The following is a 26,994-nucleotide window of genomic DNA, read 5'->3' on the forward strand; positions in this document are numbered from 1 at the left end:
GAACCCTTCCGCTATGACCACCATGATCGCGAGCGATCTCGACCGCACGCTCATCTACTCCGCCGCCGCCCTCGACCTGCGGATGCCGGACGCCGCCGCGCCCCGGCTGCTCTGCGTCGAGGTGTACGAGCACCGGCCGCTCTCCTACCTGACCGAGACCGCCGCCGCCCTGCTCGCCGAACTGCGCACGGCCGCGCACTTCGTGCCGACCACCACCCGCACCCGCGAACAGTACGAGCGCATCCAACTGCCCGGCCCCGCACCGGAGTTCGCGATCTGCGCCAACGGCGGGCAACTGCTCGTACACGGCGAACCGGACGCGGGCTGGCAGGCGCGGGTGCGGCGGACGCTGGCCGCCGAGTGCGCCGGGCTCGACGAGGTCCGCGCCCATCTCCTGCGGTCCGCCGACCCGGCCTGGCTCCTCAAGGAGCGCACGGCCGCCGACCTCTTCGCCTACCTCGTCGTCGAGCGCGCCCTGCTGCCCGACGCCTGGGTCAAGGAACTGGCCGCCTGGGCGGACGGCCGCGGCTGGACGGTCTCCGTGCAGGGCCGCAAGGTGTACGCGGTGCCGAAGCCGCTCACCAAGAGCGCGGCCGTCGCGGAGGTGGCCCGCCGGACGGGCGCCGAGACGGTGCTCGCCGCCGGGGACTCGCTCCTCGACGCCGATCTGCTGCTGGCCGCCGACCGCGGCTGGCGGCCCGGCCATGGCGAGCTGGCGGCCGAGGGCTGGTCCGCGCCGCATGTCACGGCGGTGGAGGCGTGCGGCGTCGCGGCGGGGGAGGAGATCGTACGGGCCTTCGCCGGGGCCGTCACGGGGGCCGTCGCGGGGGAGTGAGCCGCCCGGGGTAGCCGCGGATCCGGTCGACTGTATACAGTCGTAATCGTAGGAGATCCGCGCGGTCACGGCGACGGATCGCCAGGCTTGGAGGCGTCATGGACGACTTGGACCCCGAGGTGGTGCTGGGCATGGCAGCCCAGGCCCCGGACGGCATAGTGATCACCGACCGCGAAGGTCTGATCCGCTACTGGAACCAGGGTGCGGAGCGGATCTTCGGCTACCCCGCCGCCGAGGTCGAGGGCGTCAGCCTGGACGTGATCATCCCCGAGAAGCACCGGCAGCGGCACTGGGACGGCTACCGGACGGCCATGGAGAAGGGCACCAGCCGGTACGGCGCGGACGACCTGCTGGCCGTGCCCGCGCTGGCGGCGGACGGCAGGAAGCTGTCGATCGAGTTCAGCGTGGTGCTGCTGCCCGCCTCCGACGGCGGCGGAGGCCACGTCGGGGCGGTCATCCGGGACGTCACCGCGCGGCGGGCGCAGGAGAAGGAGATCCGCCGGCGGCTGCTGGAGGCCGCACCGGAGCGCGCGGGGGCCTGAGCGGTACGGGCTCGGCCGAGCCGGTACGGGCTTGACCTGAGCACGAGCACGCGGGGGCCTGGACCGGGCGACCCGCCGGTCAGCGCGGCGGGCCGGAGAACCGGGCGACCCGCCGGTCATCTCGGCGGGCCGGAGAGCGGCGGGCCCGTCAGCCTCCCGAGTTCGCGGCGGCGGCGGGCGCGGTCCTCGCGGGCGGCCTGTTCCGGATGGCGGGCGCGCCAGTACGGGTTGTCGTGCGGGAGCCCGCCGCTGACCCGCCCGTACATCCCGAAGATCAGCAGCAGCACGCCGACGACGAAGCTGAAGAGTACGTTCTGGATGCGGAAGGCCAGGAAGTTGTAGCGGCCGTCCAGCAGGGCCAGATTGACGAAGCCGCTGAGCACGAAGAGCGCGCCGAGCCCGATGTTGAGCGTCGAGGCGAAGTTGCCGCCGATCACCATGCCGACGAAGAGCAGGGCGCCGACGGCGATGGACAGCACGCTCAGCGTGCCGTTGGTGTTGAGCTGGGCGACGGTGTCGCCGCGGGTGGAGAAGAACCCCACCTTGTCGATCAGCCCGAGGATGCCGAAGGCGAGCAGCACCAGACCGGTCAGCCCGGCTCCGGCGCGGTAGACCTGGCTGAGACGGTGGTCCATCGGCAGGTGCTCGTCGAGCCTGGTGCGCCGCTGACGGTCCCGCCCGTGCCGCGGCCGCCAGGGCCTCGCGTGCTCGGGCCCGTGCGTGGCGTGGCCTGTGGCCATGGTTCCGGCCCTCCTTTGCGGTGCGCTGAGGGAGGTGCGTGCTGGGCCGTACGTACGCGGTCGGCGCGCGCGTCACGCGTACGCGCCGCCGGTACGTACTCCCAGGGTCCGCCTACGGGCCGGCCGGCTCAACTCAGCCGCAGCAACCGCCACCGCAGCAGCCGCCGCCACCCCCGCCGGCCTGCGCCTGCGGGGCCTGGGCCGCGCCGCCCACGGCGACGGTGGACAGCAGCTTCACGGCGTCGCCGTGCCCGTGGGGGCAGCTGGCGGGGTCGGCGGACCGGGCCATGGGCCGCTTGAGTTCGAAGGTGACACCACACGTCTTGCAGCGGTACTCGTAACGGGGCATGCCAGGCAGCATATCCAGCCCGATCCGGGCCGGTAGAGCCTAGTTCCCGGCGCCGCGCGCCTCGCGGATCTCCTGGACCACGCGCGCGGCCGTCTGCCGCACCGCTTCCGTCTCGGTCAGGAAGTGCCACCAGTCGGGGTGCCGGCCGGTCAGCGCGTCGACGGCGCGGTCGAGGCGGGCCACGGCCTCGTCCAGCGGGCGGGCGGTCCGCGGGTCGGGGGTGGCGCGCCCCGCCATGGCGAGGCGCTGCGCGTCCCGGATGGCGAAGCGGGTCCGTTCGACCTCTTTCTGGTGGTCGAAGGCGACCTCGTCGAGCCTGCGCAGCCGGTCGGAGGCGGCGGAGACCCCTTCGTCGGTGGTGTTCAGCAGGGCTCGTACGGTCGAGAGCAGGGCCGTGGCGTCCGGCCAGCGCTGCTCGTCCCGCGCGGTACGGGCCTCCCGCAGCTTCTCCTCGGCCTGCCGCACGGCCTGCTCGGCCTGTTCCGGAACCTGTTGCAGGTCCTGCCAGCAGACGGCGCTGTAGCGGCGGCGCAGTTCGCTGAGGACCGGGGCGACGCCGGCGGCGCGGGTGGTGATGGCCTGGGCGCGGGTGCGCAGCGACACGAGCCGCTTGTCTATCTCGGCGGCCTTCTGCGGCAGCCGCTCGGCCTCGCCCCGGATCGCCTCGGCCTCGCGCAGCACCTGGTCGGCGCGGGCGATGGTCTCCGGCACGCCGTGCTGGCCGGCGCCCTGGTTGAGCTTGGTCAGCTCGGGGGCGAGGGCGGCGAGCCGGGCGGCCAGGTCGTCGGCGCCGAGCCCGGCGGCCCGTACCGCGTCGAGTGCGTTGCTCGCGGCGAGCAGCCCCTGCCGGGCCCGCTCCACGGCGGGCGCGAGGCGGGCCAGCTGCGTCTCGGCCGTGCCCAGCAGCGGCGCGAGCCCCTGCCCGAACCGCTCCAGCTCGGCCTTGACCCGCTCCAGCTCGTCCTTGGCCTTCGACAGATCGTCGCGGGCGCGGGCGGCAGCCCCGGCGTCGAGGTCGTCGCGGTCCAGGTCGTGGCTGTCGACGGCCGTGATGTACGCGGTGGAGACCTGGTCGATGCGCTGCCCGAACGCGGCGAAGTCGGCGGCGGCCTTGCGCGCCGCGGGGGAGTCGTCGACCGCGGTGATCGTCTCGATCGAGATCTGGAGGTCGCGCTGGGCGGTGTCCAGCTCGTAGAAGGCCGCCGCGGCGGCGTCCTTCGCGGCCTGCGCGTCGGCCCGCTGGCTCTCGCCGCGGCCCCAGCCCCAGCGCCGGGTCCCGCCCCCGGCGAAGGCGGCGGGCACGGCGGCGATCAGCAGGGGCAGCGGCAGCAGCGCCAGCGCGACGCTCTCGCCGAGGACCGCCGCGGCGCCGGCGAATCGGCGGCGTACCGGCCGTGCCGGCCGTACAGACTGCGCGAGTGTCGCCGTCACTTGCCCTCTCCCGATGGATCGCCCCTGGCCCGGATGTCATTCTCCCACCCGTTAAGGACGAACACACGGGCCGATTAGTTCGCGGTGCGCACCTTCACCGGGCCGTTGGTCGTGTGGACGCTGACGGCGTGCTTGCTGGCGTCGTCGCGCGGGACGTCCACCGACTGCGAGCCGTTCTTGGTCTTGACGTCCAGCTTGTACGGGGAGCGGGGCAGCTCGATGTCCACGGAACCGTTACTGGTGGTCGCGTCCACGCGGTCGGGGACACGGGCCAGCGTGAGGTGCACGGGCCCGTTCGACGTCTCCGTTCTGACCTGGGACGAGGTGATGCCGGTCGCCTTGACGGAACCGTTGGTCGTGCTGACGTCGAGCGGCCCGGCGGCGTCCCGCACGGTGACGGGCCCGCTCTCCGCCGTGACGTGCAGCGGGGTCTTGATGCCCTCGGCCCGTACCGGCCCGTTGTCGCTCTTGACGGTCACGGCGATGCCGGCCGGCACCTCCACCTTGTGCTTGGCGGAGCACGTCGTGCTGATTCCCGAGCAGTGGATGCGCAGCTTCAGGGTGTCCCCGTGCACCTCCCACTCGGCCTTCGCGGACCCGCCGATGGACTTCCCCTCGAACCAGCGGGTGACCTTGACGTCCTTGGCGCCGGTGGTCACCACCTCGACCTCGGAGTTGTCGCTGTCCACGGTCAGCGCCCGCCCGCTGAGCGAGAACGACTTGTACTCCGGCTCCGCATCCGCGGCATCCGCACCACACCCGGCCACGGCGACCCCCGCCACCAGGACCCCCACCGCCACGAGGGACGTACGAGCGGCCGCCCGGGTGCGGCGGGTGAGCGGTCTGTTGCGGGCTGCCACGGTGGTCTCCCAGGTTTTCGATACAGAACATCAAGGTCATCCGGCACCGGCCAACCGCTCCGTACCGTCGCCGCAACCCTACGAACCGATCACCGCCCAAACGATCCAGCTCACTACCGGAACGGGGGTAGGGATAACCCCCGCCCGGCCGGGTACGGCCCACCCGCCGAGGCCATGTAAGCTGTCGATTCGTCTACGGGCGCATAGCTCAGCGGTAGAGCGCTGCCCTTACAAGGCAGATGTCGCTGGTTCGAAACCAGCTGTGCCCACCAGCGCGAAGGCCCCCGATCGATCGCGATCGAGGGCCTTCGACGTCCGGCCTGTTCGGGGTGCTGCACTGGCCGCTACTTCAAGGCCCGTTCTACTTCGGCTGTGTACTTCGTACAGTAAACGGGTGGAGCCTCGATGACCATGACGCGGCCCACGTCGCCGGGGTACCCGTACTGCATGGTTTCGAGCACCGACTTCGGACTGTCGCCGGATTTGAGCAGCGTGCACGCGAGCTGTCCTTGAACGCCGAGAAGATCGTCAGCGACCGGCTCCAGCCTCGGCGCCTGCGCCTTGACGGCGGCGGCGTAGCGGGAATCCCGGTCGGCAGTCGGATCCTCAGCAGGCGAATCCTCGGCTTCAGGTGACGGGGACGAGCGGGAGGGGCTTGCATTCTCCGCACTCGGCGAAGCGGCCGGAAGATCGCATGCCTCTCGGCTGGCTGCCACCGTAAAATGGACAGGTTCCTTGCGGACGTCCTGCTTGCACACGATCCAGGAGTCGTACTCGTCGCCGCTCAGGGGCTCTGAGCTCGTGTCACGGAAGCCGAACACAGTGCCCGTCCCCGTGAGGTCGTCCTGCGTCTCTTTCTTCGTCCGACCGACGAAGTCGGCAACTGACGGAGCGACGTCGGTGGGTTCTGCAGACCTCTTCCGGTCGGCGCCAGGTGACTCTGTTGTGCAGCCCGTGAGTCCGGCAATTAAAGCGACGCATAATGCGATGAATTGCTTACGCACTGCAAGCTCCCGAGCGTGATCGCCACATTGATGTCCGGGAACCGTAGCGGACGGTGCGACGTTCGGGGCTGATTATGTGCTCCAGGTCGATGCTTCTACGCGACCGTCCAGACAAGCCAGCGGTCACCATGTGCACTCCGGTGGTGTTGGTACCGATGCCGCGGGTGCCTCCGGTGGCGACGGCACGTGCTCCGTGCAGCCCAGGTCCGCACTCGGGTCGGAAGACAGGGCGGCGGTAGGGGCGGAAGACTGGCGTGCTTCTCGACAGGAAGACGCCGTAGGGCGGGTCGGGCGCCGGCCTCAGTGTCGGTGCATGGCTACGGGCCCTTGCAGTCTCACTTTTCCGGACGCTATGTGGGGTTTCGTGAAAGTCTGGTCATGACCGGTGACCTGGAGACGGTTCTACGGAAGGTCAGCCCATGCCTGAGACGAAGCTGCCGCACCCGCAGGGCGCGGTGTGCTGGCTGGACACGCTGCTGAGCGGCCAGGATCAACTGTTGAGCTTCTACCAGCCGCTTCTGGGCTGGTCCGGTGGCGCGAACCCGGAGGACCCGAATCGGTACGCCGTGCAGACGGTCGGCGGGAAGGCCGTGGCCGGGGTGGGGTTCATGCCGCCTGGCGAGCCGTTGATGCCTTGGACCGGGTACTTCGCCGTAAACGAGGTGGACGCCACGGTTCCCCGGATCGAAGCACTGGGCGGCCAGGTCGTGGTCGCGGGCATGGAGGCCCCCGAGGTCGGCCGCTTCGCCCACGCCATCGATCCGACCGGCGCCGCGTTCGGCATGTGGCAGGCCGGCCCCTTCCCCGGTTTCGAGGCCGAGGCGGAGCCCGGCTGCCTGTACTGGTTCGAGCTGGTGACCACCGACGGGAAGGCGGCGGCCGACTTCTACGGCGCCCTGCTGGACGTAGAGATCCAGCGGATGGACATGCCGCAGCCGCCCGGCGCGTACTGGACGCTGCACGTGGGAGGCGAGCCGCGTGCCGGGATCTTCCAGGTGGATCAGGTGGCCGTCCCCCACTGGCGGCCGTACTTCCAGGTGCGCGACGTCGACGCCACGGTGGACGCGGCCGGCGAGGCCGGCGCCCGGGTGACCGAACCCGTGGCCGACACGCCCTACGGGCGGATGGCCGCGCTGTTCGACCCGCTGGGCAACGAGTTCAAGGTCGCTACCCCGCCGCCGGGGCAGTGACGCGGCTCCGTTCCCGGCGTCCGATGGCGCAAGTCCGCGGACACGCTGCTCATGGTGTGCCGCTGGAACGGCCCTGGTAGGGGGTGGGGCGGGAGCGGGCGGCTTCGCCGAGGGCTGTGCGCAGGGCTTGCGGCGAGGTGAGTTGCAGCCAGGGGCGTGGGGTTCGGGTGGTGGGTTCGGGGAGGATCCAGAGTCGGCCGTCGGTGTACGTTCCGGGGTGCGATGCACCGATCGGCCAGGAGCTCGACGAGGTCCTGGCATCTGTGGTCGAGAGGAGATGACGTGGCCGACCAGCCCGTGCTTCTGACGGAACCGGAGATCGCGGAACATCTGAGCCGGGTGCCGGGGTGGGTTAGAGAGGACAACCAAATCACCCGGTCGTACGGCATTCGGTACCACGGGGGCGTGGCGATGATCGTGCATGTTGCGGACGTTGAGCGGCTGATCAGCCACCACGCCGATATCGACCTCCGTTGGGATCATCTTCGGTTCTCCATCACCACGCATGATGCTGGGTACCGACTCACAGCAGCGGATTTCGACCTCGCTGCACGCATCGACGCCATTGCCCAGGCGCATGGAGCGTCCCCGCAGTAGGTCACATCCGCGTAGCGGTAGCTGCCCTGCGCGGACAACTACGTCACGGCATGGTCGCCAACGCCCCGATACCGCACGGATGTCGGTACCGTGCGCGTGCTCAGTACATGAGTGACACTCCGTAGGCCGACGGTGGCGGCTAATGGCCGGTCCACGCGGCCATGTGGGTGAGAGTGTCTGGGCTGCGGAGTTGCAGGTGCACGGGGGCCCTGGTCGTCTCTCGGGCTCCCGAGTGGTAGCGGATCTGCTGGGGTGTCAGCTTCCCGGCCTCGATGAGGGACCTGAGTGCGGCATCGGTGTGTCCCATCTCCATCTCGGATCGGGCGCGGTCGATATGGAAGTGCGTCCGACGGGACAGGGCCCAGCTCTTGGGGGTGCTGACTTCCTCGGCTTTGTCGATGGCGGCGCCGAAGCGGCCCAGCTTCACGTTGGCGGACACCTCATGGACCGATCGGCACTTACCCGCGCAGGCACGCACGGGAATACCTCTGCCCCCGAACCGGCCGGTTCGGGGGTGGTTGCACATGGTGGGATCGGCCCATGACGACTCGCGTGCTGTACCTGCTGGGATCTGCGGCCCCGCCCGTACTGAACGTCGCCGACGCGATCCGGCAGGCCCAGGGGCAGGGGTGGGACGTCTGCCTGGGGCTGACGCCGACGGCCGCCTGCTGGCTGAAGGACCAGGTGCCGGACCTGGCCGAGTTGACCGGTCACCCAGTGCGCTCCGAGTACAAGGTGCCAGGTGAGCCGGACGTATGGCCGGCGGCACGTGTGGCGCTGGTCGCCCCGGCGACGTTCAACACGATCAACCAGTGGGCATTGGGGCTCACGAACCACTTCGTCGTCGGGTTCGTGGCGGAGGCGATCGGCAAGGGCATCCCGCTGGCGACGATGCCGTGCGTGAACAGCGCGTACGCCCAGCATCCACAGTTCGACCGGTCGGTGGACACCCTGCGCGGTGCCGGGGTGAGCGTGCTCTACGGCGAAGGCGGCTTCATCCCGAACGAGCCGGGCAAGGCACGCCCTGAGAGCTTTCCATGGGGCTTGGCGCTGAGTGAGGCGGCACGGCTTGCCGAAAACGTGCGCGGCCCCGTCAGTTGGGCGTGACAGGTCCACGTGCAGTGTGGTGGGTGGCCCTCTGGAGGTACCTCCGGAGGGCCGTTCTCGCGTCGGGGTGAGGAACTCGGCGACGCGTGGCGGCTTGTGCTGTCGGACCAGCTGGGCCCTGGTGCCGGCGAGGTCTGTCGCCCTACGCGCTCGGCTGGGCCTGAAGCCGCGTCGGAGGGGAACTGGATTGGTGCCGGAGGGCATTCGGCTACCGGTGTGCCAAAGCGTTGGACATGGCTGCGACGTCCGTTCTCCGCATCATGCGGTCAACTCGGCGGCCCGTGTCCTGTCTGTTCAAGACCCGAGCGGGCTGGTGTCCGTCGATGGCTGTGCGTGCGTACGGTTTCGAGCTGTGCTCGCTGTGCACCAGCAGGAAACGCTTCATATCGATAGGGGCGGGGTACCGTCACGCCCCTCCTTCGGATTCGACGAGAGGTGTCCTATGGGCAGCCGTAAAGGTGCAGTGGTCTCGTCAGCCGCAGTGTCTATTGTCTGCGGGCTGCTTTTGCTGGTGCTCGGTGCGCAGGACGCAGCTGCCGGTGAACTCCGAGCCGCCTTGCCCCTTGTTATCGGAGCGTCGCTGGTGTCAGCGGGTGCGTGGTTCGTCAGATCGCAGAGCCGTAGGTGATGTGGGCGGGGGACGCTCCCGGTCGGCCTCCTCCACCGGCCCAGCCGTCTCTGCTCATCCCGGGCCGTGGCCGTCCGCGCGACTCGTGCCGCGTCGGCGCGCGACCGTTCGGTCCCGAGCCGGGTGTCCTCGACAGCGGGCGAACTCTGTTTCGAGTGACAGTAGTTCGGCATCCAGCGGCGCTGTGCGGTCCAGCAGTGCCCGGCAACTCACCTTCTTCTCTCAGTAGTTCACTCCCGCGGTACAACCATCCCGCGAGCCCGCATGTCTCCTGATGCGCAACGTCAATCGAAATGGGGAGGGTTTCGTGAGGCACGTTCGTATCGCGGCCGGGGCCGCTGTCTTTGCGGTGGCAAGCCTGGGGGTCGTGGCGACGGGTGGTGTCGCGTCGGCGGCTTCGGGGGTGGCGGAGGCCGCCTATAACGGGGTCTGCGGCCAGGGTTACGCCGTCGTGAATTCCGCGCCGATCGGGGACAAGGGGAAGGTGTATCTGACCTACAGCTCCGCTACCGGCAAGAACTGCGTCGTCACCGTTCGCGCCGCCGTCGGCGCGCCCGTTCGCATGGTGGCCTGGGGGCAGGCGGCGGAGGAGCACGAGTCGACGCCGGTCGTCGACTCGGGTAATTACGGTACGTACGCGGGGCCGGTGTATGTGGCCGCGAAGGGGAAGTGTGTGAACTGGGGCGGGGCCATCCAGAACCAGGACGTCGAGGTCAACAGGTCCAACTGCGGCGCGTTCGCCAAGACTGCTCGCTGATAGGGGAGACTTTCATGAAGCGTTCGATTCTCAAGGCCGGGGCCGTGGTATTTGCCGCGGCAAGCGTATCCACGGTGTTGGCCGCCACCACCGCTTCCGCCGCCCCCGTTCCGCCGACCGCCGCTTACAACGGCGTCTGCGGCAAGGGGTACAACGTCGTGAATTCCGCACCCATCGGCAGCCGCGGCGTCGTCTATCTGGCCTACAGTTCCGCCACCGGCAAGAACTGTGCCGTCACCATCCGCAACACCGCAGGCGCGCCCGTATTCGTACGGACCTGGGTCGGCCAGAGCGGCGGCCACGGGGTCCCCGCCTCGGACAGCGGGCAGTACGGCACGTACGCCGGGCCCGTCTACCTCGCCGCCCGCGGCTCCTGCGTCGACTGGGGCGGCGAAATCGACGGAGTCTCCGTCACCACCACCGCCACCAACTGCGGAACTTTCAAGCTGAGTTGATGAAAGTGGGGTAGTGGGCTCCGGGGGCGGTCCGTGTTCTCGCGCGGGGCGCCCCCTCTCATGGGCAGCGGAACGTCGAGCGGTACGCGCTCGGCGACACCCCCAGCGCCGCCTGGAAGTGCTGGCGCAGTGAGGACGCCGTGCCGAAGCCCGCGTCCGTTGCCACCCGGTCGATGGGGAGTTCGGACTCCTCCAGCAGCCGACGGGCGTGCTCCACCCTCTGCTGCGTCAGCCACCGGCCCGGCGACAGGCCCGCCTCCTCGCGGAAGCGGCGGGTGAACGTGCGTACGCTCATCGACTCCCGCGCAGCCAACTCGCGCAGGGACAGCGGGCGGTCCAGGTGGCGGAGCGCCCAGGCGCGGGCCGCGCCCGTCGAGGAGATCTGCGGTTCGGGGACCGGGCGGCTGATGAACTGGGCCTGGCCGCCCGCGCGATGCGGTGAGACCACCGTGTCGCGGGCGACCTCGTTGGCCACGGCCGCGCCGTGGTCGCTGCGGATCATGTGCAGGCACAGGTCGATGCCGGAGGCCACGCCCGCCGACGTCAGCACGTTGTCGTCATCCGTGTACAGGACGTCCGGGTCCAACTCGACGGCCGGATGCAGACGCCGGAAGAGGTCGCTCGACTTCCAGTGCGTCGTCGCGCGGCGCCCCTCCAGAAACCCCGCCGCCGCCAGCACGAACGAGCCCGTGCAGATCGACGCCAGCCGGGTGCCTGGGCGGATCAGGTTCAGGGCTGCCACCAGTGACGAGCCCAGGCCACCGGTGTGCAGGCCCTCGTAGTCCTCGTCCGAGCCCGGGAGGATCACCGTGTCCGCCTCCGCCAGAGCCTGCGGGCCGTGTTCGACGTTGACGGTGACGTCCGTGTCCGTACGGACTGCGCCCGGCGTGAGCGTGCAGGTCGTGACCGTATACAGCGGTTTCCCCTCGGCCGACACGGCCTGGCCGAACAGCCGGTGCACGATGCCCATCTCCATCGGCAGCAGCCCATGGCGTACGAACACGGCGACCCGGTGCCGACCGGGATGCGGAAAGAATGCCATGGCCCGATCCTCACACAACATGGCCATCAGGCCACTCGATCCGTCCGGGCCCGCCCCCGCACCATCGGAAGCCGCACCACCGAAGGCGCGGTCAGGCCAGGTCGCGCCGTATTTTGAGAGGACGGCACATGAAGGTCCTGTGGCTCTTCGCCCACCCCGAACAGCGCTCGCTCAACGCCTCCCTGCGTGACGACGGCATCCGCGCCCTCGAAGAACTCGGTCATGAATGCCGGCTCTCCGATCTCTACTCCATGGGCTGGAACCCGGTCGTCGACCACTCCGACTACCGGCCGGATTCCCGCACCGACGCCGACGAGCGGCTCCTCGTCGCCCGGCACAGCAAGCGCGCCTACCTCGCCGGCGAGCTCAGCGACGACGTCCGCGCCGAGCAGGAGAAGATCCTCTGGGCCGACACCGTCGTCATGCAGTTCCCCCTCTGGTGGCACGGCATGCCCGCCATCCTCAAGGGCTGGTTCGACCGCGTCCTGGTCAAGGGGTTCGCGTACGGGATTCCCGACCCGCAGACCCCCGGCCGGTCCCTGCGCTACGGGGACGGTGCGCTGGCCGGGCGGCGCGCCATGATCGTGGTGACAGCCGGGGCCGCCGCGCCCGATCTCGGGCCGCGCGGGGTGAGCGGCGACATCAACGAGCTGCTGTTCCCCGTGCAGCACGGCTCGTTCTGGTACACCGGCATGTCCGTCGTACCGCCGTTCGTCGTCACCAGCGCCGACCGTGTCTCGGACGTCGGGTACAAGGAACTCGCCGGTCGGCTGCGGGAGCGGCTTCTCGGCATCCCGACCGCCGAGCCGATCCCCTTCCGGCGGCAGGACAGCGGCGACTACGACGAGGACTTCGTGCTGCGTGACTGCATCGCCCCGGGCCAGAGCGGAATTCAGGTGCACACGGTGAGGTGAGGCCAACAGGCCCCGGCCCCCTCAGCGATCCGCCGGCTGGAAGCTCCCCCGTGTGTCGTCGTCGCCCCTCCACGCTCGCCGCATACGCGTCGAATAGCCGGGCAGCGGGTCTTCAGGGGCGTCGAGCAGCGGGCTGCCGTGATGCAGCAGCCACTCCAAATAGACCGGGTTCGCGCGGGCCAGTTCCATGTACGACGCCCTGAGGTCCGCGTACAGGGCCTCGAATTCGGCTCCGGCGAACGATCTCGCTCGCGACACCAGCAGCAGCCGTACCGCCAGCGGATCTCCGCACAGCGGGCGGATCACGGTGCCGCGGTACGGCGGGGAGGTGGGCTGACAGGGGCGTACGGCCTCGCCGGCGGCGGCCAGTTCGGCGGCGGTGGTGTTGTCGCGTACGTGCACCATCCGCGGGTCGAGCCCGGCGAGCGTGAAGACGCGGCGCATCGCCGCGCCCTCGTGATCGGCCGTCGGGTCCACCATCCACGCGTCGTCGGCCAGCATCGACAGCGGCACCACCGCGCGCGTCGCCGCCTCGTGCGCGGCGGAGAGCGTGACGAACTGGGGCTCGCGGGCGACCAGCACGCGCTGTTCCACGCCGGGCGGCAGGCGCAGCGGGAACCCCTCGGGCTCGTGCACGAAGGCGATGTCGAGCTGGTTCGTCGCGACCATCTGGAGCAGGGTGTGCGCGGACACGTCGATATGGATCGTGGTGTCCGTGTCCGGGAACCGGGTGTGCACGCGGCGCAGCCAGCCCGCCACCGCGCGGCTGCCGACGCTCCCTATCCGCAGCCGCGCCGCGCCGGCGTCCACGACCGCGTCCCGCGCGGCGGTCACCAGGGCGGTCATCTCGGCCACTATGGGCCGGGCGCGGGACAGCACCGAGTGTCCCAGCGGGGTGGGCCTGCTGCCCGTCTGCTCGCGGGTGAACAGCAGGCCGCCGATGGCGTTCTCGATGCGCCGGAGCTGTGTGGTCAGCGAGGGCTGGGTCATGCCCAGTTGCAGCGCGGCTTTGCGCACGCTGCCTGTGTCGGCGATCGCGCACAGTGCGCGGAGGTGCCTCACATCGAGCTCCACGGCCGGAGCATAACGGCGCTCCCGCGAGGCACACCAGACGCTTAAACCGCGCGAACAGGACGTTTGTGCGAGGAGATCAGCTCAGAGAACCGGTCGGGGATTCGATCGGACTATGCCTCACTGGCATCATCCGCGCCGACGAGAACTCGGCGGACACTCTGCGGGACCAAAAATTTCCCCGGCGCGCCCCCCGGCCGTTGCCCACCAGCGGCCCGCGGAGCCCCGGCTCGAATGGAGTCCCCCACATGACCCGTTCCAAGACCGTGTTCTCGGTGGTGCTCGGCCTGGGCCTGGCCGCCTCGGTGACGGCCCTGCCCACCGCCGCCTCGGCGGCCGACCACTCCACCCAGCAGTACACCACCTCCTCGTACGCCGGGTCGGCCGCCGACCAGGCCAACAGCAAGGCGTTCTTCGACGCGGTGATGAAGGTCGCCAGAGCGAAGAAGGCCGCGAACCCGAACCTGGCGGTCGTGACGGTCACCTATGACGCCAGCCGCGCGCCGTCGTTCGCCTCGCAGATAGCCAGCAGCTCCCAGATCTGGAACAGCGCGGTCCGCAACGTCCAGTTGCGGGCCGGCAGCGGCCGCGGCGACTTCTCGTACCGCGAGGGCAACGACGCGCGCGGCTCCTACGCCAGCACGGACGGCCACGGCCGGGGCTTCATCTTCCTCGACTACCGGCAGAACCAGCAGTACAACTCGGTGCGCGTGGTCGCCCACGAGACCGGGCACGTGCTTGGTCTCCCGGACCACTACTCCGGTCCGTGCAGCGAGCTGATGTCGGGCGGCGGCCCCGGCACGTCCTGCCAGAACACGCAGCCCAACGCCCAGGAGCGGTCCCGCGTCAACCAGCTGTGGGCCAACGGCGTCAGCCCGTTCGACAAGGACGCCTTCCGTAAGGTCCGCTGAGGTCAGGTGGTGCGTGAGGCCGTGAGCCGTCGGCTGCCTTAAGGGCCATCGGCGACCGGTAGTCGGTGGTACGCGCGGCAGTGGTCCGGTCCTTGGCGGCCGGGCCGCTGCCGCGTCGGCCGTGTCGGCCGCGCCGTCGCCCGTACGCCCGTACGCTCGTGGGTCCCTTGGGCCCGTACGTCCGTAGGGTCCGTACGGTCCTCAGTCGATCCCGAACGCCGCCGCGTAACGCACCATCCCGCTCGGCAGCCCCGCCGCCGGGTCCAGACCGAGCGCCATGAACGCCTCGTCCGGCCACTCCTGCGGCGCCAGGATGCCGGAGCGGGAGGCGGGCTCGAACCCGAACCGGGGGTAGTACGACGGGTGGCCGAGCACGATCGCGGCCCGTTCGCCGGAGGTGCGGGCCGCGTCCAGGAGCGAGCGGATGACGGCGTCGCCGGCGCCCCGCCGCTGCCACGCGGGGAGGACCGAGCACGGAGCGAGCGCCACGGCCGGGGCGTCGCCGACCCGGCAGCGGGTCAGCAGGGCGTGGGCGACGACCTCGCCCTCCGGCGTCTCGGCGACATGGCTCAGGCCGGGCAGCCAGCCGGGGTCGGTGCGCAGCGCGTCGACCAGGTCGGCCTCGCCGGAGTTGCCGAAGGCGTCGAGGGTGATCCGGCGTACGGTCTCGATGTCCGCGGGGGTTTCGGGGCGGACGGTCCACGGGGAGCTCATCGGCCCATGTTCCCACTGGGGTGATCGGCCAGGCGTACGGGCGGTGCCCTACGGCGCGGGGTTCTCGCGGGGTTCGCGGGGGCGGCGCATCAGGAAACCGGCGCCCGCGCCCGCCGCGAACAGGGCGAACACCGAGACCGCCGTGCCGAGCCAGGTCGCCCCCAGCCACTGGCCGCCGAAGTAGCCGAGGCTCACGCTGTACGCGGCCCAGACCACCCCGGCCAGGGCCGACCAGGGCAGGAACTCGGCGACGTCGCGGTGCATGACGCCCGCGCCGATGCTCACCACCGAGCGGCCGGCGGGGGCGAACCGGGCCAGAACGACCAACGGGCCGCCGCCGCGCGACAGCGCCGTGCCGATCTTGTCCTGGGCGGCCGCGAGCCTGCGGGAGCGGGCCATGGCCCGGTCGAAGCGGGCGCCGCCGCGCCAGGCGAGCCGGTAGGCGACGAGGTCGCCGAGCACGGAGGCGGTGGCGGCGCACAGCATCAGGGAGAACATGGTGGAGACGTCGTGCGCGGGGTGGACCGGAGCGGCCCCGCCGACCGCGTCGGCGGCGGTCGAGCCGGCGGCCGCCGTGGCGGCGGTGATCACCAGGACGCCGCTGGGCAGTACGGGCAGGAAGACGTCGAGCAGTACGGACAGGCCGACGATCACGTAGATCCACGGTGGGTCGGCCAATGACCCCAACTGCTCCAACACGTCCTGATCTCCCGGTACGGTCCCCCGCCGCGGTGTCGCAGGGGAGCGGCAGGAGCGGCCTTCACAGCCGTACAGCGTACGCCTGCGACTCGCGGGTCACGGGTGTGGGGGTGCGTGACACCGGTCCCAAGCCCCTGGCGGGGCCCCGGCCGATGGGCGGGGCCCCGCCAGGGGCGATGAGCGGAGTGAGCTCGATGAGCGGATCGAGCCGATTGGTCGGTTTGAGCGGATTGTGCCGATCAATCGGCTCGATGGGGTTGGTCGGGCTGGTCGAGTTGATCGGAATGAGCGGGTCGATCAGGTCGATCAGGTCGATCAGGTTGAGCGGGTTGAGCGGGTTGCGCCGGTCAGTCGGGTTGGGCGGGCTGATCGGGATGAGGTGAGCGGAGTGGGCTGGGTGCGCCGGGCTCCGGTCGGTTCGGTCGGTTCGGTCGGTTCGGCCGAGCTTGTCGGGCCTGTCGGGACGGTTGAGCCCGTTGGGCCCGTTGGGCCCGTTGGGCCCGTTGGGCCGGTCGAGTCGGGTTAGCCGATGGCGCTCGGCTCGCGCTGCTGCGCCGTGGTGGGCGCTTCCTGGCGGGAGCGGGCGAGCACCCGGTCCAGGGCGAGGGGGCCGGGGCCGGTGAAGACCAGCAGCAGGAAGGCCCAGCAGAACATGGCGGCGGCCTCGCCCCCGTTGAGCAGCGGCCACAGGCCCTCGGGGGCGTGGGTGCTGAAGTACGCGTACGCCATGGAGCCGGAGGAGATCAGGGCGGCTGTCCGGGAGCCGATGCCGAGCAGCACCAGGATGCCGCCGACGAACTGAATCGCTGCCGCGTACCAGCCGGGCCAGGTGCCCGCCGCGACGGTATCGCCGCTGCCGCCGGCGCCGCCGAGTATGCCGAAGAGGGCCGCCGCGCCGTGGCAGGCGAAGAGGAGCCCGACGACGATCCGGAACAGGGAGAGGGCGTAGGGCTTGGCCGTGGCGAGCCGGTCGCTCAGGGGGGCGTTGGTGGGGGGCATGGCGGGGACTCCTCGTGTCGGGGACGGAAACGAGGGACCCAGGTTAGGTTGACCTAATCGTTACTTGCAAGTTCAAGTTCTTGTTTTGGTACAGACAAATTCGATGTACCGACCACCCGCAGCCCCACCAGCACCGCAGCGCCGACGGCCGTCCGCGCGGCGGAATCCGTCCCTCCGGCCGGCGGGCCGGGTCGCCGCCCAGGTCACGGCGGCGACGGCGCGTTCTGCGGCGACAGCTCCGTCTCCATCGCCACCGTCAGCCCCTTGCCCGTACGGCCGTCCTGGCCGCCACGACTGCCCCGACCGTCCCGACTGCGCCGACCGTCCCGGCTGCCCCAACCGCCCCGGCCGCGCCCCTGGCCCGCGCTCGCCTGATCGAGCCGCAGCCGCGCGCCGCGCCCGCGCAGCGTCAGCGTCATCAACTGATTGCCGAACCAGGGCCCGCCCGTCCTGCGCCACTCCACCGCCGGCGGTGCGACCCGCCCGTGCCGCGCGAAGGCGCGCCCCAGCCACCGCCCGGCCCGGCTCCAGCCGAACCGGAAGCCGTGCCGTATCGAGGCGGGGATGCTGTTGTGCACGGGCGAACAGGTCAGCTGGAGCACCCGGCTCTCCAGCCCGCCCGGCACGCGGCCGAACTCCGGCTCGGCCGCGTACGCGTGGTGCACATCGCCGGACAGCACGCTGATCGTGGCGGGCGCGCCGGGCCCGCTGCCCACCGTCGCGATGAGGTCGGCGAGCGCGTCGAAGGACGCGGGGAACGCCGCCCAGTGCTCCAGATCCGCCCGCTGCCGCAGCTTCTCGCCGAGCCGCGCCCAGCGCGGGCCGCGCTCACCACGGCAGACGGCCGCGTTCCACGCCTCCACGTCGTGCACGAAGTGCGGCAGCAGCCACGGCAGCGACGTGCCGATCAGGAGATGGTCGTACGCGCCGGGGCCACCGTCGAGCGCCGCCGAACGCAGCCACTCGGCCTCCGTCGGGGAGAGCATCGCCCGCCGGTCCTCGTCCAGCACCCGAGCGGCGCGGGTGTCGACCATCAGCAGCCGTACGCGGCCGAAGTCGCGGCGGTAGCTCCAGCGGACGCCGGTCGGGTCGGCGTCGGCGCGGGCCGCGAACTCCCGTAGCAGCTCCGTGCCGTCACGCGCCTCGCACACCGCCCCGTACAGCTTGTCGGAGGCCAGCTCCTCGGGCGAGAGATTGCCCAGATGCTGGTGGACCCAGTACGACATCAGCCCGCTGAGCACCCGCTCCTGCCACCACGGCGTCGCCCGCATCCGCTCCAGCCACGCCTCGCTGGTGTTCCAGTCGTCGATGATGTCGTGATCGTCGAAGATCATGAGCGAGGGGACGGTCGAGAGCAGCCAGCGGATCTCGGGGTCCAGCCAGGACTCGTCATACAGCCGCGTGTACTCCTCGTAGTCCGCCACCTGGTGCCACGGCGGCTCGGCCAGGTCACGGCGTGCGGCGAGCCAGCGGCGGGTCTCGGCAGAGGTCTCGTCGGCGTAGACCTGATCGCCCAGCAGCAGGAGTACGTCCGGACGCTCGGCTCCGGGGCGGTGGGCGAGACCGTGGGCCAGCGTGTCGAGGGCGTCGGGCCCGACCGGGTCGTGCCCGCTGCCGGACGGCGCCGCTGCCCACCGGCAGGAGCCGAACGTGACGCGCAGGGCGGCGTCCCGGCTCTCCGGCACCCGGATGGTGCTCTCCGGAAAGGGCGAACCGGCCTGCGGCCACACCTGCTCGCCGTCCAGCAGCACGCGGTACGCCGTCTCGGTGCCCGGCCGCAGACCGGTGACCGGGATCAGTGCGTAATGATGGCCCGCTATCTGCCAGCTGCGGGCCGAACCGCCCGCGCCGTCCGCGCAGCGCACCTCCGCAGTACAGGGCCGGTCGGCCTCGATCCAGATCGTGGCGCTCCCGCCCGCCTCCCGGTCGATGTACCGAAGCAGCGGTCCCAATCGCAGGCCGGCGGTCATGCGGGCCTCCCTCCGTCGTCCCGTACGGTACGGAACGACGGAGCGCGGCCGTGAGTTTCCCGACTGGTCAAGACCCGTCGAGGGTTGGTCGGCAGTCGGTCGGCAGTTGGTCGGCGAACGGTCGGCAATTGATCAGCGGCCGATCAGCGAACGGCCGGCAGCCGATCAGCGGCCGGTCGGAAGTCGATCGGTGGTCGGTGGTCGGTGGTCGGCGGTCGGTCAGCAGCCGTTCAACAGCCGTTCAGGATCGAGGAGAGCTTGGTCTTCTCGGCGGAGTCGACGGTGAGTTTGTAGTAGTGCTTCACCGTGACCCACATACGCGCGTACGTGCAGGCGTAGGAGTTGAGCGGCGGCATCCACTGCGCCGGGTCCTTGTCGCTCTTCTGCTGGTTGACGTTGTCGGTGACCGCGATCAGCTGCGGCCGGGTCAGGTCGTTGGCGAACGCCTGGCGCTGCGACTGCGTCCAGGAGTTCGCGCCGGAGCGCCACGCCTGGGCGAGCGGCACGATGTGGTCGATGTCCAGATCGGACGCGGCCGTCCAGGTCGCCCCGTCGTAGGCCGACTTCCAGGTGCCCTTGACCGCGGCGCACTTGGCGTCCTGCTCGACGTCCTTCCCGTCCCGCTTGAGCACGACCTCGCGGGTGTTGCAGGCGCCGCTCTGCGTGATCCAGTGCGGAAACTTCGACCGGCTGTACCCGTCCATCGACCCCTCGGCCTTCACCGTCAGCTCGCCCAGGTACGTACGGGCGGTGGCTGCGTCCGGCGGGGCGGGCGGGTCCGCCTGGGCGGCCGGGCCGTTGAGGACGATCGCGCCGAGCAGGGCGGTGAGACCGCCCGCGACAGCTATACGACGCGCGTAGACGCGGCGGAAAGCGGAGGCGGAGGCGGGGGACGAGGCGGGAGCGGGGGCGGAGACGTTGCGCGGACCGGGCATGCGAACTCCCTCTGTGTGGGGGGTATTGGCCGTTGCGACACGGCCAGGATCACGGCGCCGGGTTTCCGTGGGGTGGGCGCCAGGTAACAGCGTGACGACGCGATCATGTCAAGGCAAGGGGGCTGAGCCATCTGACGCAGCGCCACCCACCCGCAACTGGCGTCGCGTTGGTCGCGCTCGTCCCGCCGTACGCTGCTCTGGTGTTCGCTGCCCCACTGGCTCAGCCGGGCTCTTCGGAGTCTCTGACCGCTCTGACCTCATCGACCCCGTTGATCCCACTGGATTCGCTGAATTCACTGGATTTTCCGGCCTCATCGCCCTTGTCGGGCCCGGATCTCGCCTCCGGCCCGCATCTCGCCTCCGGCGCGCTGCTCCCGGTCAACGCCACCCTCGGGGCGGTACTGGCCGTACTGCTCGTCGCGGCCGTCGGCGTCACCGCGCTTGCTCGCCTCTCCGACGGCCGGGGCCGGGGCTACGCCCGCGCCATCGCCACCTCCGGAGTGCGCGCCGCCGTCCAACTCGCCGCCGTCTCCTACGTCATCGGCTTCGTGATCCGCTCGGTCCCGCTGCTGCTGGCGTTCATCGCCCTGATGTTCCTCGTCGCGGTACGCACCTCGGGCCGCCGCGTCACGGACAACGGGACCTGGTGGTGGACGGCCGTACCGATCGGCGCGGGGGTGGCGCCGGTCGTCGTCGCGCTGCTGCTGACCGGGCTCGTACCGCTCAAGGGAATCGCGCTCATCCCCATCACCGGCATCCTCATCGGCGGCGGCCTCACCGCGACCGTGCTCGGCGGGCGGCGCGCGCTGGACGAGCTGCACGTCCGGCGCGGCGAGGTGGAGGCGGGCATGGCGCTCGGCCTCCTCGACCGCGAGGCGCGGCTGGAGATCGCCCGCCCGGCCGCCTCCGACGCGCTGCTGCCGGGCCTGGACCAGACCCGGACCGTGGGGTTGGTCACCCTGCCCGGCGCGTTCGTGGGGATGCTGCTGGGCGGGGCGTCCCCGGTGCTGGCGGGGGCGGTGCAGCTGTTCGTGCTGGTCGCGCTGATGGCGGTGCAGGCGGTGGCCGTGGCGGTCGTCCTGGAGCTGATCGCACGGGGCCGGATTCACCGGGAGGGCGCCGGCGGGGCGAGCCGGGGCGAGGGACGCGGCGGCCGGAGGGCGCGGAGGCGGTTGCGCTGGCGCCGGCGGTGATGGGGGCGGTGGTGCCGGCGTGCGGGGAGGAGCAGGGCAGGCGAGGCATGGCTGTCGGCGGGGCGGTCACGTAGGCTGTTCGGAGCAGAAGGGGAGTAGCTCTTCGCCGGACCGTCGACATACTGCCCAGGCCCTCTGCGATGCCCCGGGATTTCCCGGGGACGAGGAGGGGCTGAGCCGGCGCCCGGAGGCGACTGCGCGAGCAGCCGCCAGCGAGACCTTCGGCCGCAGTGTCCAAGACGCTGCCGTGCCGAAGCGACCCCTGATCTGATCACGCAGGTCTCTCGGTGCGGCACACCCGACCGATCGAGGAAACCATCCCGTGCTCAGCATCAGCATCACCGCGCTCGTCTTCGGCGTCGTCTTCCTGGCCGAGTTGCCGGACAAAACCGCCCTCGCCGGGCTCATGCTCGGCACCCGCTACCGCGCGTCGTACGTCTTCGTCGGCGTAGCCGCCGCCTTCGCCGTGCACGTGGCGCTCGCCATCGCGGCGGGCAGCGTGCTCACGCTGCTCCCGCACCGGGTCGTACAGGGCGTCGTCGGCGTCCTGTTCCTGGCCGGGGCGGCGGTGCTGCTGCTGAAGAAGGACGACGACGAGGAAGAGGTCAAGAAGCCCGCGGACCAGAGCTTCTGGAAGGTGGCCGGGGCGGGCTTCATGCTGATCCTGGTCGCGGAGTTCGGCGACCTGACCCAGATCATGACCGCCAACCTGGCCGCCCGCTACGACGACCCGGTCTCGGTCGGCGTGGGCGCGGTGCTGGCGCTGTGGGCGGTGGCGGGACTGGGGATTCTCGGCGGCCGCACGCTCATGAAGTACGTACCGCTGAAGCTGATCACGAAGGTGGCGGCGGTGGTGATGCTCGCGCTCGCGGGCTTCAGCCTGTACGAGGCGGTGGCGGGCTGACGCGTACCGGGTACCGGGGGCGGCCGCGTCCAGTGAGCGCACTGGGGCGGCCGGCCGCGGTTCGGCGGCGGCGGGCGTGCCAGGCTGATCGCGATTCCGTGAGGAGATCCGTGAGGAGATCCGTCAGGAGGTGCGTCGGGCGATCCGTCGTCAGGCGGTGACGCGCAGGCGGATGCCGCCGCCGGGGAGGGCCGTGGCCTGTACCTGGTCCAAGTGGGTAACGTGCGCGTCGGGGCCGGACTCCACCGCGCGGGGGCCGACGCCGACGACCCGCATCCCGGCGGCCCGGCCCGCCGCGATGCCTGCCTCGGAGTCCTCGAACACGACGCACTCGGCGGGCGAGAACCCCAGCTCGGCGGCGCCCTTGAGGAACCCCTCCGGGTCCGGCTTGCTCGCCCCGACGCACTCCGCCGTGATCCGCACCCGCGGCATCGGCAGCCCCGCGGCTCCCATCCGCGCCGCGGCGAGAGCGGCATCGGCCGAGGTCACCAGGGCGTGCGGCAGGTCGGCGAGCGAGGCCATGAAGGCGGGCGCGCCGGGCACCGGCACGACACCGTCCAGGTCGGAGGTCTCCTCCGCGAGCATCCGGCGGTTGTCGGCGTAGTTCAGTTCCATGGGGCGGTCGGGGAGGAGCGCGGCCATCGTCGCGTAGCCCTGGCGGCCGTGCACGACCTTCATCGCCTCGACCGGGTCGAGCCCCTGCTCCTCGGCCCACCGGTGCCAGACGCGCTCGACGACGGCATCGGAGTTGACGATGGTCCCGTCCATGTCCAGGAGGAGGGCCTTGACCCCGTCGAACTCCTCTGACCTGCGCATACTGCACTCTCCGGCTCGGTTGACGCGGTGCGGCGGGCGTTGGGTGCGAGCCGCTTTGTTTCTCAACGATACAAAGTGCGGTCGCACACGCCAAGCGACTTCGAGGGGTGAGGGGGGAGGGGTACATAAGTGACCCCGCCCGCCGGTCAGGGAAAACAGGCGGGATCACTTTGTTCTTCAACGATACAAAACGGATTCGCGGAGTCGTCGGCGGGGCCGGTACAACGGCGGATGCCGGCCGGCGGGCGCCGGCCGGCGGGCGGGGCTCGCGACGCTGCTACGGGGGGCTCATGGCTGCTCATGGGCTGCCCATGAGCTGCCGGAGCCGCCAGCGCAGCCGGGGAGCCGGAGCTGTCAGGGAGCCAAAGCTGTCAGGGCCGTCTACGGGCCGTTGGTCTCGGCCTCCAGGGTGTAGCGGGTGCGCGGGCCGTAGACCCCGGCGGGGTCGGTGGTGATGGTCTTGGACCGTTGGTAGTCGGCGACGGCCCGCTGTTCGTCCGCGCCGAAGTAGCCGTTGATCCCGCCCTCGTACCAGATGCCGGTCTCCTCCAAGCGCCGCTGCATGTCGGCCACATCGGCCCCGCGCATCCCCTCCCGCAGCACGCGTACCACCGGCGGCCGCGGGGGCGAGGAGTGGAACGGGGACGGTACGGCCGGACCCGCGGTCGCCGGTCCGCGGTGGTCGGGGATGGCGGTACGCACCGGGGGCGCGTCCCGCGACGCCCGCGCGGCCGGGGCCTGGGGCGGCGCGGCCGGGAGGGACGGCGGCGGGGCGGCCGATGCCGATGCCGGCGTGGGCGCCTGCGCCGGGTTCTCGTCGGGCATCTCCTCGGGGGGCGGCGCGCTCGTACGGTTCCGCGGCAGCGCCCGGTCGCCGCCGTCGTCGTCGCGGCCCCCGCCCAGCAGCCCGGTACTGATCGCGACGGCGCAGGCGACGGCCGCGGCGGCTCCTGTGGTGAGCGTGACGATCGCGGCGGTCGGACGTCTCCGCCGCCGGTGCCGCGGCGGGGGCCCGTAGGGCGAACGGCCCTCGGCCGGGTCCGTGAGGTTCGCGCCCGGAGGGGTGGCCGGTCTGTTCCAGCCGAATTCGGGAGCCGAGTTGTTCCAGCCGAATTCGGGGGACGGTCTGTTCCAGCCGAATTCAGAGGACGGGCCGTTCCGGCCGAATTCGGGAGGCGGGCTGTTTCGGCCTGCTCCGGGGGGTGGCTGTGGCCGCGGCTGAGGCTGGACCGGGATCGGCTCGGGGGGTGGCTGGACTGGGCCCGGCTCGGTGAGTTGGTTGTAGGCGGCGATGGGCGCGGGTTCCGGCTCGTACGCGGCTGGTCCGGGGGGCCGGCCGTACTCGCCTGTCGCGGGGCCGGGTCCGTACAAGTCCTTCGCGGGAACCGGCCCGTACCCGCCTGTCGCGGGGCCCGGTCCGTAGCCGCCCGTCGCGGAGGTCGGCTCGTAGCCGCCTGCGGCCGGGTTCGGCTCGTAGCCGCCCGTGGCCGGGACCGGCTCGTACTCATCCGTCGCGGGGACCGGCCCCTGCCCGCCCGTCGCAGGCCCCGCCCCGCCTACGCTCCCACTCCCGCTCTCGCCCCCGCCGAACAAGAGGTTCTCGCCGAACAAGTGGCTGTCGCCGAATAAGGGCTCCCCGCTCAATATGGGGCTCCCGCTGGGTAAGAGGTCTCCTGGCAGGTGGATGGGCGATGGCGACCGCGGACCGCCGACGCGGCCCGAGAGGCGGTCGCCGAGGGCGACGTACGGGCGTAATCGCAGCGGGTCGAAGTCCTCGGATGCCGCGATCTCCGCTTCCCGTTCCGCCGCCATGGCGTCGCAGCGGCAGCTCGGGGCGCCGTCCGTGCGGGGTGGTGCGGAGCAGCGTGGGCAGAGCTCTCCTGTCACTAATGTCCCCTCCCTGACATCGCAGCGATTATGCAGAGCGGAATGGGTTCTGCACAGGCGGCCTCCCGGCTGCCGATGGCGTATATCAGCGGGCCATACCAGGGCATTCGGACCAAGATGGAGGGCAGTGCCGAGCGGACCCGTACGGCCCGCGCGGCTCGTACGGCCCGCACGGGGCCGCTCGCACGGTCCGTACAGGGCTGCTCGCGCGGCCCGTACGGGTCTGCTCGCACAGTCCGTACGGGTCCGCTCGTACGGTCCGTATGGACGACTGCCACGGCTCAAGCGGTGGCCGGACCCCAGGAGGCGTCCATGGCGCAGGACGGGAACCCAGCGGGCACGCCCGCCCCCGCCGAGGGGCCGCCGGCCGGCGTGCCCGGCGCCGGGCAGCCCAAGCGGACCGTTCTCATCGCGATCAGCGCGCTGCTGCTCGGCATGCTGCTCGCCGCGCTGGACCAGACGATCGTCTCCACCGCCCTGCCGACGATCGTCAGCGACCTCGGCGGCCTGGACCACATCTCGTGGGTGGTCACCGCCTATCTGCTGGCCTCGACGGCGGCGACGCCGCTGTGGGGCAAGCTCGGCGACCAGTACGGCCGCAAGAAGCTCTTCCAGGCGGCCATCGTCATCTTCCTGATCGGCTCCGCGCTCTGCGGCGTGGCCCGGAACATGCCGGAGCTCATCGGTTTCCGCGCCCTTCAGGGCCTCGGCGGCGGCGGTCTGATGGTGCTGTCGATGGCCATCGTCGGCGACATCGTGCCGCCGCGCGACCGGGGGCGCTACCAAGGGCTGTTCGGCGCGGTCTTCGGCGGTACGAGCGTGCTCGGGCCGCTGCTCGGCGGGCTCTTCGTGGACCACCTCAGCTGGCGCTGGGTCTTCTATATCAACCTGCCGATCGGCGTGATCGCCCTCCTCGTGATCGCCGCCGTGCTGCACATCCCGACCCGCCGCACCCCGCACCGCATCGACTACCTCGGCACGTTCCTGATCGCCTCCGTCGCCACCTGCCTGGTCCTGATGACCTCGCTCGGCGGCGTCAGCTACCCGTGGGCGTCGTGGCAGATCATCGGGCTCGGGGCGCTGGGCGCCGCGCTGCTGGTCCCGTTCGTGCTGGTGGAGCGGCGGGCCGCCGAACCGGTGCTGCCGCTGAAGCTCTTCAGGATCCGTACGTTCGCGCTCTGCGCGGTGATCGGGTTCGTCGTCGGCTTCGCGATGTTCGGCTCGATGACGTACCTGCCGACCTTCCTCCAGGTCGTGCACGGCGTCTCGCCCACCATGTCCGGCGTGCACATGCTGCCGATGGTGATCGGCATGCTGCTCTCCTCCACGGCCTCCGGACAGATCGTCAGCCGCACCGGCCGGTACAAGGTTTTCCCCATCGCGGGCACCGCCGTCATCGTCGTCGGGCTGCTGCTCCTGCACCGGCTCGACCCGGCCAGCGGCGTCGTCGAGATGAGCGGCTGCTTCTTCGTCTTCGGCTTCGGACTCGGCCTGGTCATGCAGGTCCTCGTGCTCATCGTGCAGAACGCCGTCGGCTACGAGGACCTGGGCGTCGCCACCTCCGGCGCGACGTTCTTCCGCTCCATCGGCGCGTCGTTCGGCGTCTCCATCTTCGGCACGATCTTCGCGAACAAGCTCGCCCCGCGCATCGCCGACGCACTGGCCGGAAAGAGGCTGCCGCCCGGCGTCGACCCCAAGACGCTCTCCACCGATCCGCGCGCCGTCGTCAGGCTCCCGCCGGGGGAGCGGTCGGGGGTGCTCCAGGCGTACTCCGTCTCGATCACCGACGTCTTCCTGTACGCCGTGCCGGTCGCCGCCGTCGCCTTCCTCCTCGCCTGGTTCCTCCGCGAGGAGCCGCTGCGCGGCAGCGTCAGCGTCCCCGACACCAGCGAGGTCCTCTCCTCCAACCCCGTCGAACGCTCCTCCCGCGACGAGGCCGCCCGCGCCCTCTCCGTGCTCGGCACCCGCGAGGGCCGCCGCCGCATCTACGAGAAGATCACCGAACGGGCCGGGCTGGACCTGAAGCCCGCCGCGAGCTGGATGCTGCTGCGCATGAACCGCTACGGCTCCGTCGAGCCGGGGCTGCTCGCCGCACGGGTGCCCGTACCGCTGCGCGCCATCACCGAGGCGGCCCGGCAGCTGGAGGAGCGGAGGCTGGCCGTACGGGTAGGGATGCCGCTCGTGATGACCGACGAGGGCAGGCGGCTGGCGGGCCTGCTGTACCGGGCGCGGGCGGAGTCGCTGGCCGAACTGCTGGGCGACTGGTGGACCCCGGACCGGCCCACGGACCTCATCGCGCTGGTCGAGGAGTTGAACGGGGAGCTGTGCGGCTCGGACGGGGAACGGCCGCACAACGGCGACGCCGAGCGGCGGGCCGCGCCGCCGCCGGAACCGGCCTGAGGGGGCCGGCGCCCGGCCCGCGCTCGCCTGCCGCTCGCCCCCGG

At 71.3% G+C, this 26,994-nt stretch carries 27 protein-coding genes and 1 tRNA gene; 13 read left to right on the plus strand and 15 right to left on the minus strand.

Annotated elements, in window-relative coordinates; translation table 11 throughout:
* Positions 1-13: 13 nt before the first annotated feature.
* Positions 14-835 carry an HAD family hydrolase gene (locus AB0I22_RS21760; RefSeq protein WP_363132486.1) on the plus strand — a complete coding sequence of 274 codons (822 nt, stop codon included), beginning with the start codon at positions 14-16 and terminating at the stop codon, positions 833-835.
* Between the two features lie 98 nt (positions 836-933).
* Positions 934-1,377 (plus strand): PAS domain S-box protein, encoded by a 444-nt coding sequence (locus AB0I22_RS21765; protein WP_363132487.1) that lies wholly within the window; start codon positions 934-936, stop codon positions 1,375-1,377.
* Positions 1,378-1,493: 116 nt separating this feature from the next.
* On the opposite strand, the gene AB0I22_RS21770 is transcribed toward AB0I22_RS21765, so the two are convergent.
* The 4 genes from AB0I22_RS21770 to AB0I22_RS21785 form a co-directional block, all read right to left on the minus strand.
* Positions 1,494-2,117, minus strand: a complete 624-nt coding sequence (locus AB0I22_RS21770; protein ID WP_363132488.1) for a DUF4383 domain-containing protein — start codon at positions 2,115-2,117, stop codon at positions 1,494-1,496.
* Positions 2,118-2,250: 133 nt separating this feature from the next.
* On the minus strand, positions 2,251-2,466 hold the full coding sequence (locus AB0I22_RS21775) for a zinc ribbon domain-containing protein (protein ID WP_363132489.1): 216 nt from the start codon (positions 2,464-2,466) through the stop codon (positions 2,251-2,253).
* Positions 2,467-2,505: 39 nt separating this feature from the next.
* Entirely contained in the window at positions 2,506-3,804 is a 1,299-nt protein-coding gene (locus AB0I22_RS21780) for a hypothetical protein (RefSeq protein ID WP_363132587.1), read from the minus strand.
* Positions 3,805-3,971: 167 nt separating this feature from the next.
* Positions 3,972-4,757, minus strand: a complete 786-nt coding sequence (locus tag AB0I22_RS21785) for a DUF4097 family beta strand repeat-containing protein (RefSeq protein ID WP_363132490.1) — start codon at positions 4,755-4,757, stop codon at positions 3,972-3,974.
* 197 nt (positions 4,758-4,954) lie between these two features.
* Here AB0I22_RS21785 and AB0I22_RS21790 point away from each other — a divergent pair.
* Positions 4,955-5,029: transfer RNA gene (locus tag AB0I22_RS21790), tRNA-Val, on the plus strand.
* Positions 5,030-5,101: 72 nt separating this feature from the next.
* Here the strand turns inward: AB0I22_RS21790 and AB0I22_RS21795 are convergent.
* Positions 5,102-5,761, minus strand: a complete 660-nt coding sequence (locus AB0I22_RS21795) for a hypothetical protein (RefSeq protein ID WP_363132491.1) — start codon at positions 5,759-5,761, stop codon at positions 5,102-5,104.
* A gap of 419 nt (positions 5,762-6,180) precedes the next feature.
* Between AB0I22_RS21795 and AB0I22_RS21800 the strand changes: the two genes are divergently transcribed.
* Positions 6,181-6,951 (plus strand): VOC family protein, encoded by a 771-nt coding sequence (locus tag AB0I22_RS21800; RefSeq protein WP_363132492.1) that lies wholly within the window; start codon positions 6,181-6,183, stop codon positions 6,949-6,951.
* Positions 6,952-7,233: 282 nt separating this feature from the next.
* Positions 7,234-7,548, plus strand: coding sequence for a 4a-hydroxytetrahydrobiopterin dehydratase (locus AB0I22_RS21805; protein WP_363132493.1), 315 nt, complete (start codon positions 7,234-7,236; stop codon positions 7,546-7,548).
* A 139-nt stretch (positions 7,549-7,687) separates the two neighbouring features.
* On the opposite strand, the gene AB0I22_RS21810 is transcribed toward AB0I22_RS21805, so the two are convergent.
* On the minus strand, positions 7,688-7,987 hold the full coding sequence (locus tag AB0I22_RS21810) for a hypothetical protein (RefSeq protein ID WP_363132494.1): 300 nt from the start codon (positions 7,985-7,987) through the stop codon (positions 7,688-7,690).
* A gap of 101 nt (positions 7,988-8,088) precedes the next feature.
* On the opposite strand from AB0I22_RS21810, the gene AB0I22_RS21815 reads away from it, so the two are divergent.
* The 3 genes from AB0I22_RS21815 to AB0I22_RS21825 all read left to right on the plus strand — a co-directional run bounded on the left by AB0I22_RS21815 (position 8,089) and on the right by AB0I22_RS21825 (position 10,495).
* Positions 8,089-8,655: a flavoprotein gene (locus tag AB0I22_RS21815; RefSeq protein ID WP_363132495.1), complete on the plus strand. Its 567-nt coding sequence runs from the start codon at positions 8,089-8,091 to the stop codon at positions 8,653-8,655.
* A gap of 995 nt (positions 8,656-9,650) precedes the next feature.
* On the plus strand, positions 9,651-10,040 hold the full coding sequence (locus AB0I22_RS21820) for a spore-associated protein A (RefSeq protein ID WP_363132496.1): 390 nt from the start codon (positions 9,651-9,653) through the stop codon (positions 10,038-10,040).
* Positions 10,041-10,054: 14 nt separating this feature from the next.
* Positions 10,055-10,495: a spore-associated protein A gene (locus AB0I22_RS21825; RefSeq protein ID WP_363132497.1), complete on the plus strand. Its 441-nt coding sequence runs from the start codon at positions 10,055-10,057 to the stop codon at positions 10,493-10,495.
* Positions 10,496-10,553: 58 nt separating this feature from the next.
* Here the strand turns inward: AB0I22_RS21825 and AB0I22_RS21830 are convergent, their stop codons facing one another.
* Positions 10,554-11,537 carry a helix-turn-helix domain-containing protein gene (locus tag AB0I22_RS21830; RefSeq protein WP_363132498.1) on the minus strand — a complete coding sequence of 328 codons (984 nt, stop codon included), beginning with the start codon at positions 11,535-11,537 and terminating at the stop codon, positions 10,554-10,556.
* A 128-nt stretch (positions 11,538-11,665) separates the two neighbouring features.
* On the opposite strand from AB0I22_RS21830, the gene AB0I22_RS21835 reads away from it, so the two are divergent.
* Positions 11,666-12,451: an NAD(P)H-dependent oxidoreductase gene (locus AB0I22_RS21835; RefSeq protein ID WP_363132499.1), complete on the plus strand. Its 786-nt coding sequence runs from the start codon at positions 11,666-11,668 to the stop codon at positions 12,449-12,451.
* A 21-nt stretch (positions 12,452-12,472) separates the two neighbouring features.
* Here the strand turns inward: AB0I22_RS21835 and AB0I22_RS21840 are convergent, their stop codons facing one another.
* Positions 12,473-13,525 carry a LysR family transcriptional regulator gene (locus AB0I22_RS21840; RefSeq protein WP_363132500.1) on the minus strand — a complete coding sequence of 351 codons (1,053 nt, stop codon included), beginning with the start codon at positions 13,523-13,525 and terminating at the stop codon, positions 12,473-12,475.
* A gap of 245 nt (positions 13,526-13,770) precedes the next feature.
* Between AB0I22_RS21840 and snpA the strand changes: the two genes are divergently transcribed.
* Positions 13,771-14,433, plus strand: coding sequence for a snapalysin (gene snpA, locus AB0I22_RS21845; RefSeq protein WP_363132501.1), 663 nt, complete (start codon positions 13,771-13,773; stop codon positions 14,431-14,433).
* 201 nt (positions 14,434-14,634) lie between these two features.
* Here snpA and AB0I22_RS21850 read toward each other — a convergent pair whose 3' ends face one another.
* From AB0I22_RS21850 to AB0I22_RS21870, 5 genes are all read right to left on the minus strand, one after another.
* Positions 14,635-15,147 (minus strand): N-acetyltransferase, encoded by a 513-nt coding sequence (locus AB0I22_RS21850; protein ID WP_363132502.1) that lies wholly within the window; start codon positions 15,145-15,147, stop codon positions 14,635-14,637.
* 48 nt (positions 15,148-15,195) lie between these two features.
* Positions 15,196-15,846, minus strand: coding sequence for a VTT domain-containing protein (locus tag AB0I22_RS21855; RefSeq protein WP_363132503.1), 651 nt, complete (start codon positions 15,844-15,846; stop codon positions 15,196-15,198).
* Positions 15,847-16,368: 522 nt separating this feature from the next.
* Positions 16,369-16,845 carry a DoxX family protein gene (locus tag AB0I22_RS21860; protein WP_363132504.1) on the minus strand — a complete coding sequence of 159 codons (477 nt, stop codon included), beginning with the start codon at positions 16,843-16,845 and terminating at the stop codon, positions 16,369-16,371.
* Between the two features lie 203 nt (positions 16,846-17,048).
* On the minus strand, positions 17,049-18,815 hold the full coding sequence (locus tag AB0I22_RS21865) for an alkaline phosphatase D family protein (RefSeq protein WP_363132505.1): 1,767 nt from the start codon (positions 18,813-18,815) through the stop codon (positions 17,049-17,051).
* Between the two features lie 230 nt (positions 18,816-19,045).
* Positions 19,046-19,750: an HNH endonuclease family protein gene (locus AB0I22_RS21870; RefSeq protein ID WP_363132506.1), complete on the minus strand. Its 705-nt coding sequence runs from the start codon at positions 19,748-19,750 to the stop codon at positions 19,046-19,048.
* Positions 19,751-20,070: 320 nt separating this feature from the next.
* On the opposite strand from AB0I22_RS21870, the gene AB0I22_RS21875 reads away from it, so the two are divergent.
* Together AB0I22_RS21875 and AB0I22_RS21880 are read left to right on the plus strand one after the other, a co-directional pair.
* Positions 20,071-20,943 carry an ABC transporter permease gene (locus tag AB0I22_RS21875; protein ID WP_363132507.1) on the plus strand — a complete coding sequence of 291 codons (873 nt, stop codon included), beginning with the start codon at positions 20,071-20,073 and terminating at the stop codon, positions 20,941-20,943.
* Positions 20,944-21,265: 322 nt separating this feature from the next.
* On the plus strand, positions 21,266-21,847 hold the full coding sequence (locus AB0I22_RS21880; protein ID WP_363132508.1) for a TMEM165/GDT1 family protein: 582 nt from the start codon (positions 21,266-21,268) through the stop codon (positions 21,845-21,847).
* A gap of 150 nt (positions 21,848-21,997) precedes the next feature.
* On the opposite strand, the gene AB0I22_RS21885 is transcribed toward AB0I22_RS21880, so the two are convergent.
* Both AB0I22_RS21885 and AB0I22_RS21890 read right to left on the minus strand, forming a co-directional pair.
* Entirely contained in the window at positions 21,998-22,663 is a 666-nt protein-coding gene (locus AB0I22_RS21885; protein WP_363132509.1) for an HAD-IA family hydrolase, read from the minus strand.
* Between the two features lie 381 nt (positions 22,664-23,044).
* On the minus strand, positions 23,045-24,307 hold the full coding sequence (locus tag AB0I22_RS21890; RefSeq protein WP_363132510.1) for a peptidoglycan-binding protein: 1,263 nt from the start codon (positions 24,305-24,307) through the stop codon (positions 23,045-23,047).
* Between the two features lie 555 nt (positions 24,308-24,862).
* Here AB0I22_RS21890 and AB0I22_RS21895 point away from each other — a divergent pair.
* A complete protein-coding gene (locus tag AB0I22_RS21895) occupies positions 24,863-26,950 on the plus strand; it encodes an MFS transporter (RefSeq protein ID WP_363132588.1) in 2,088 nt (695 codons plus the stop codon).
* The last annotated feature ends 44 nt before the right edge of the window (positions 26,951-26,994 follow it).

Origin of the sequence: Streptomyces sp. NPDC050610 (genome assembly GCF_040654875.1) — a bacterium.
Taxonomy (GTDB): Bacteria; Actinomycetota; Actinomycetes; order Streptomycetales; family Streptomycetaceae; genus Streptomyces.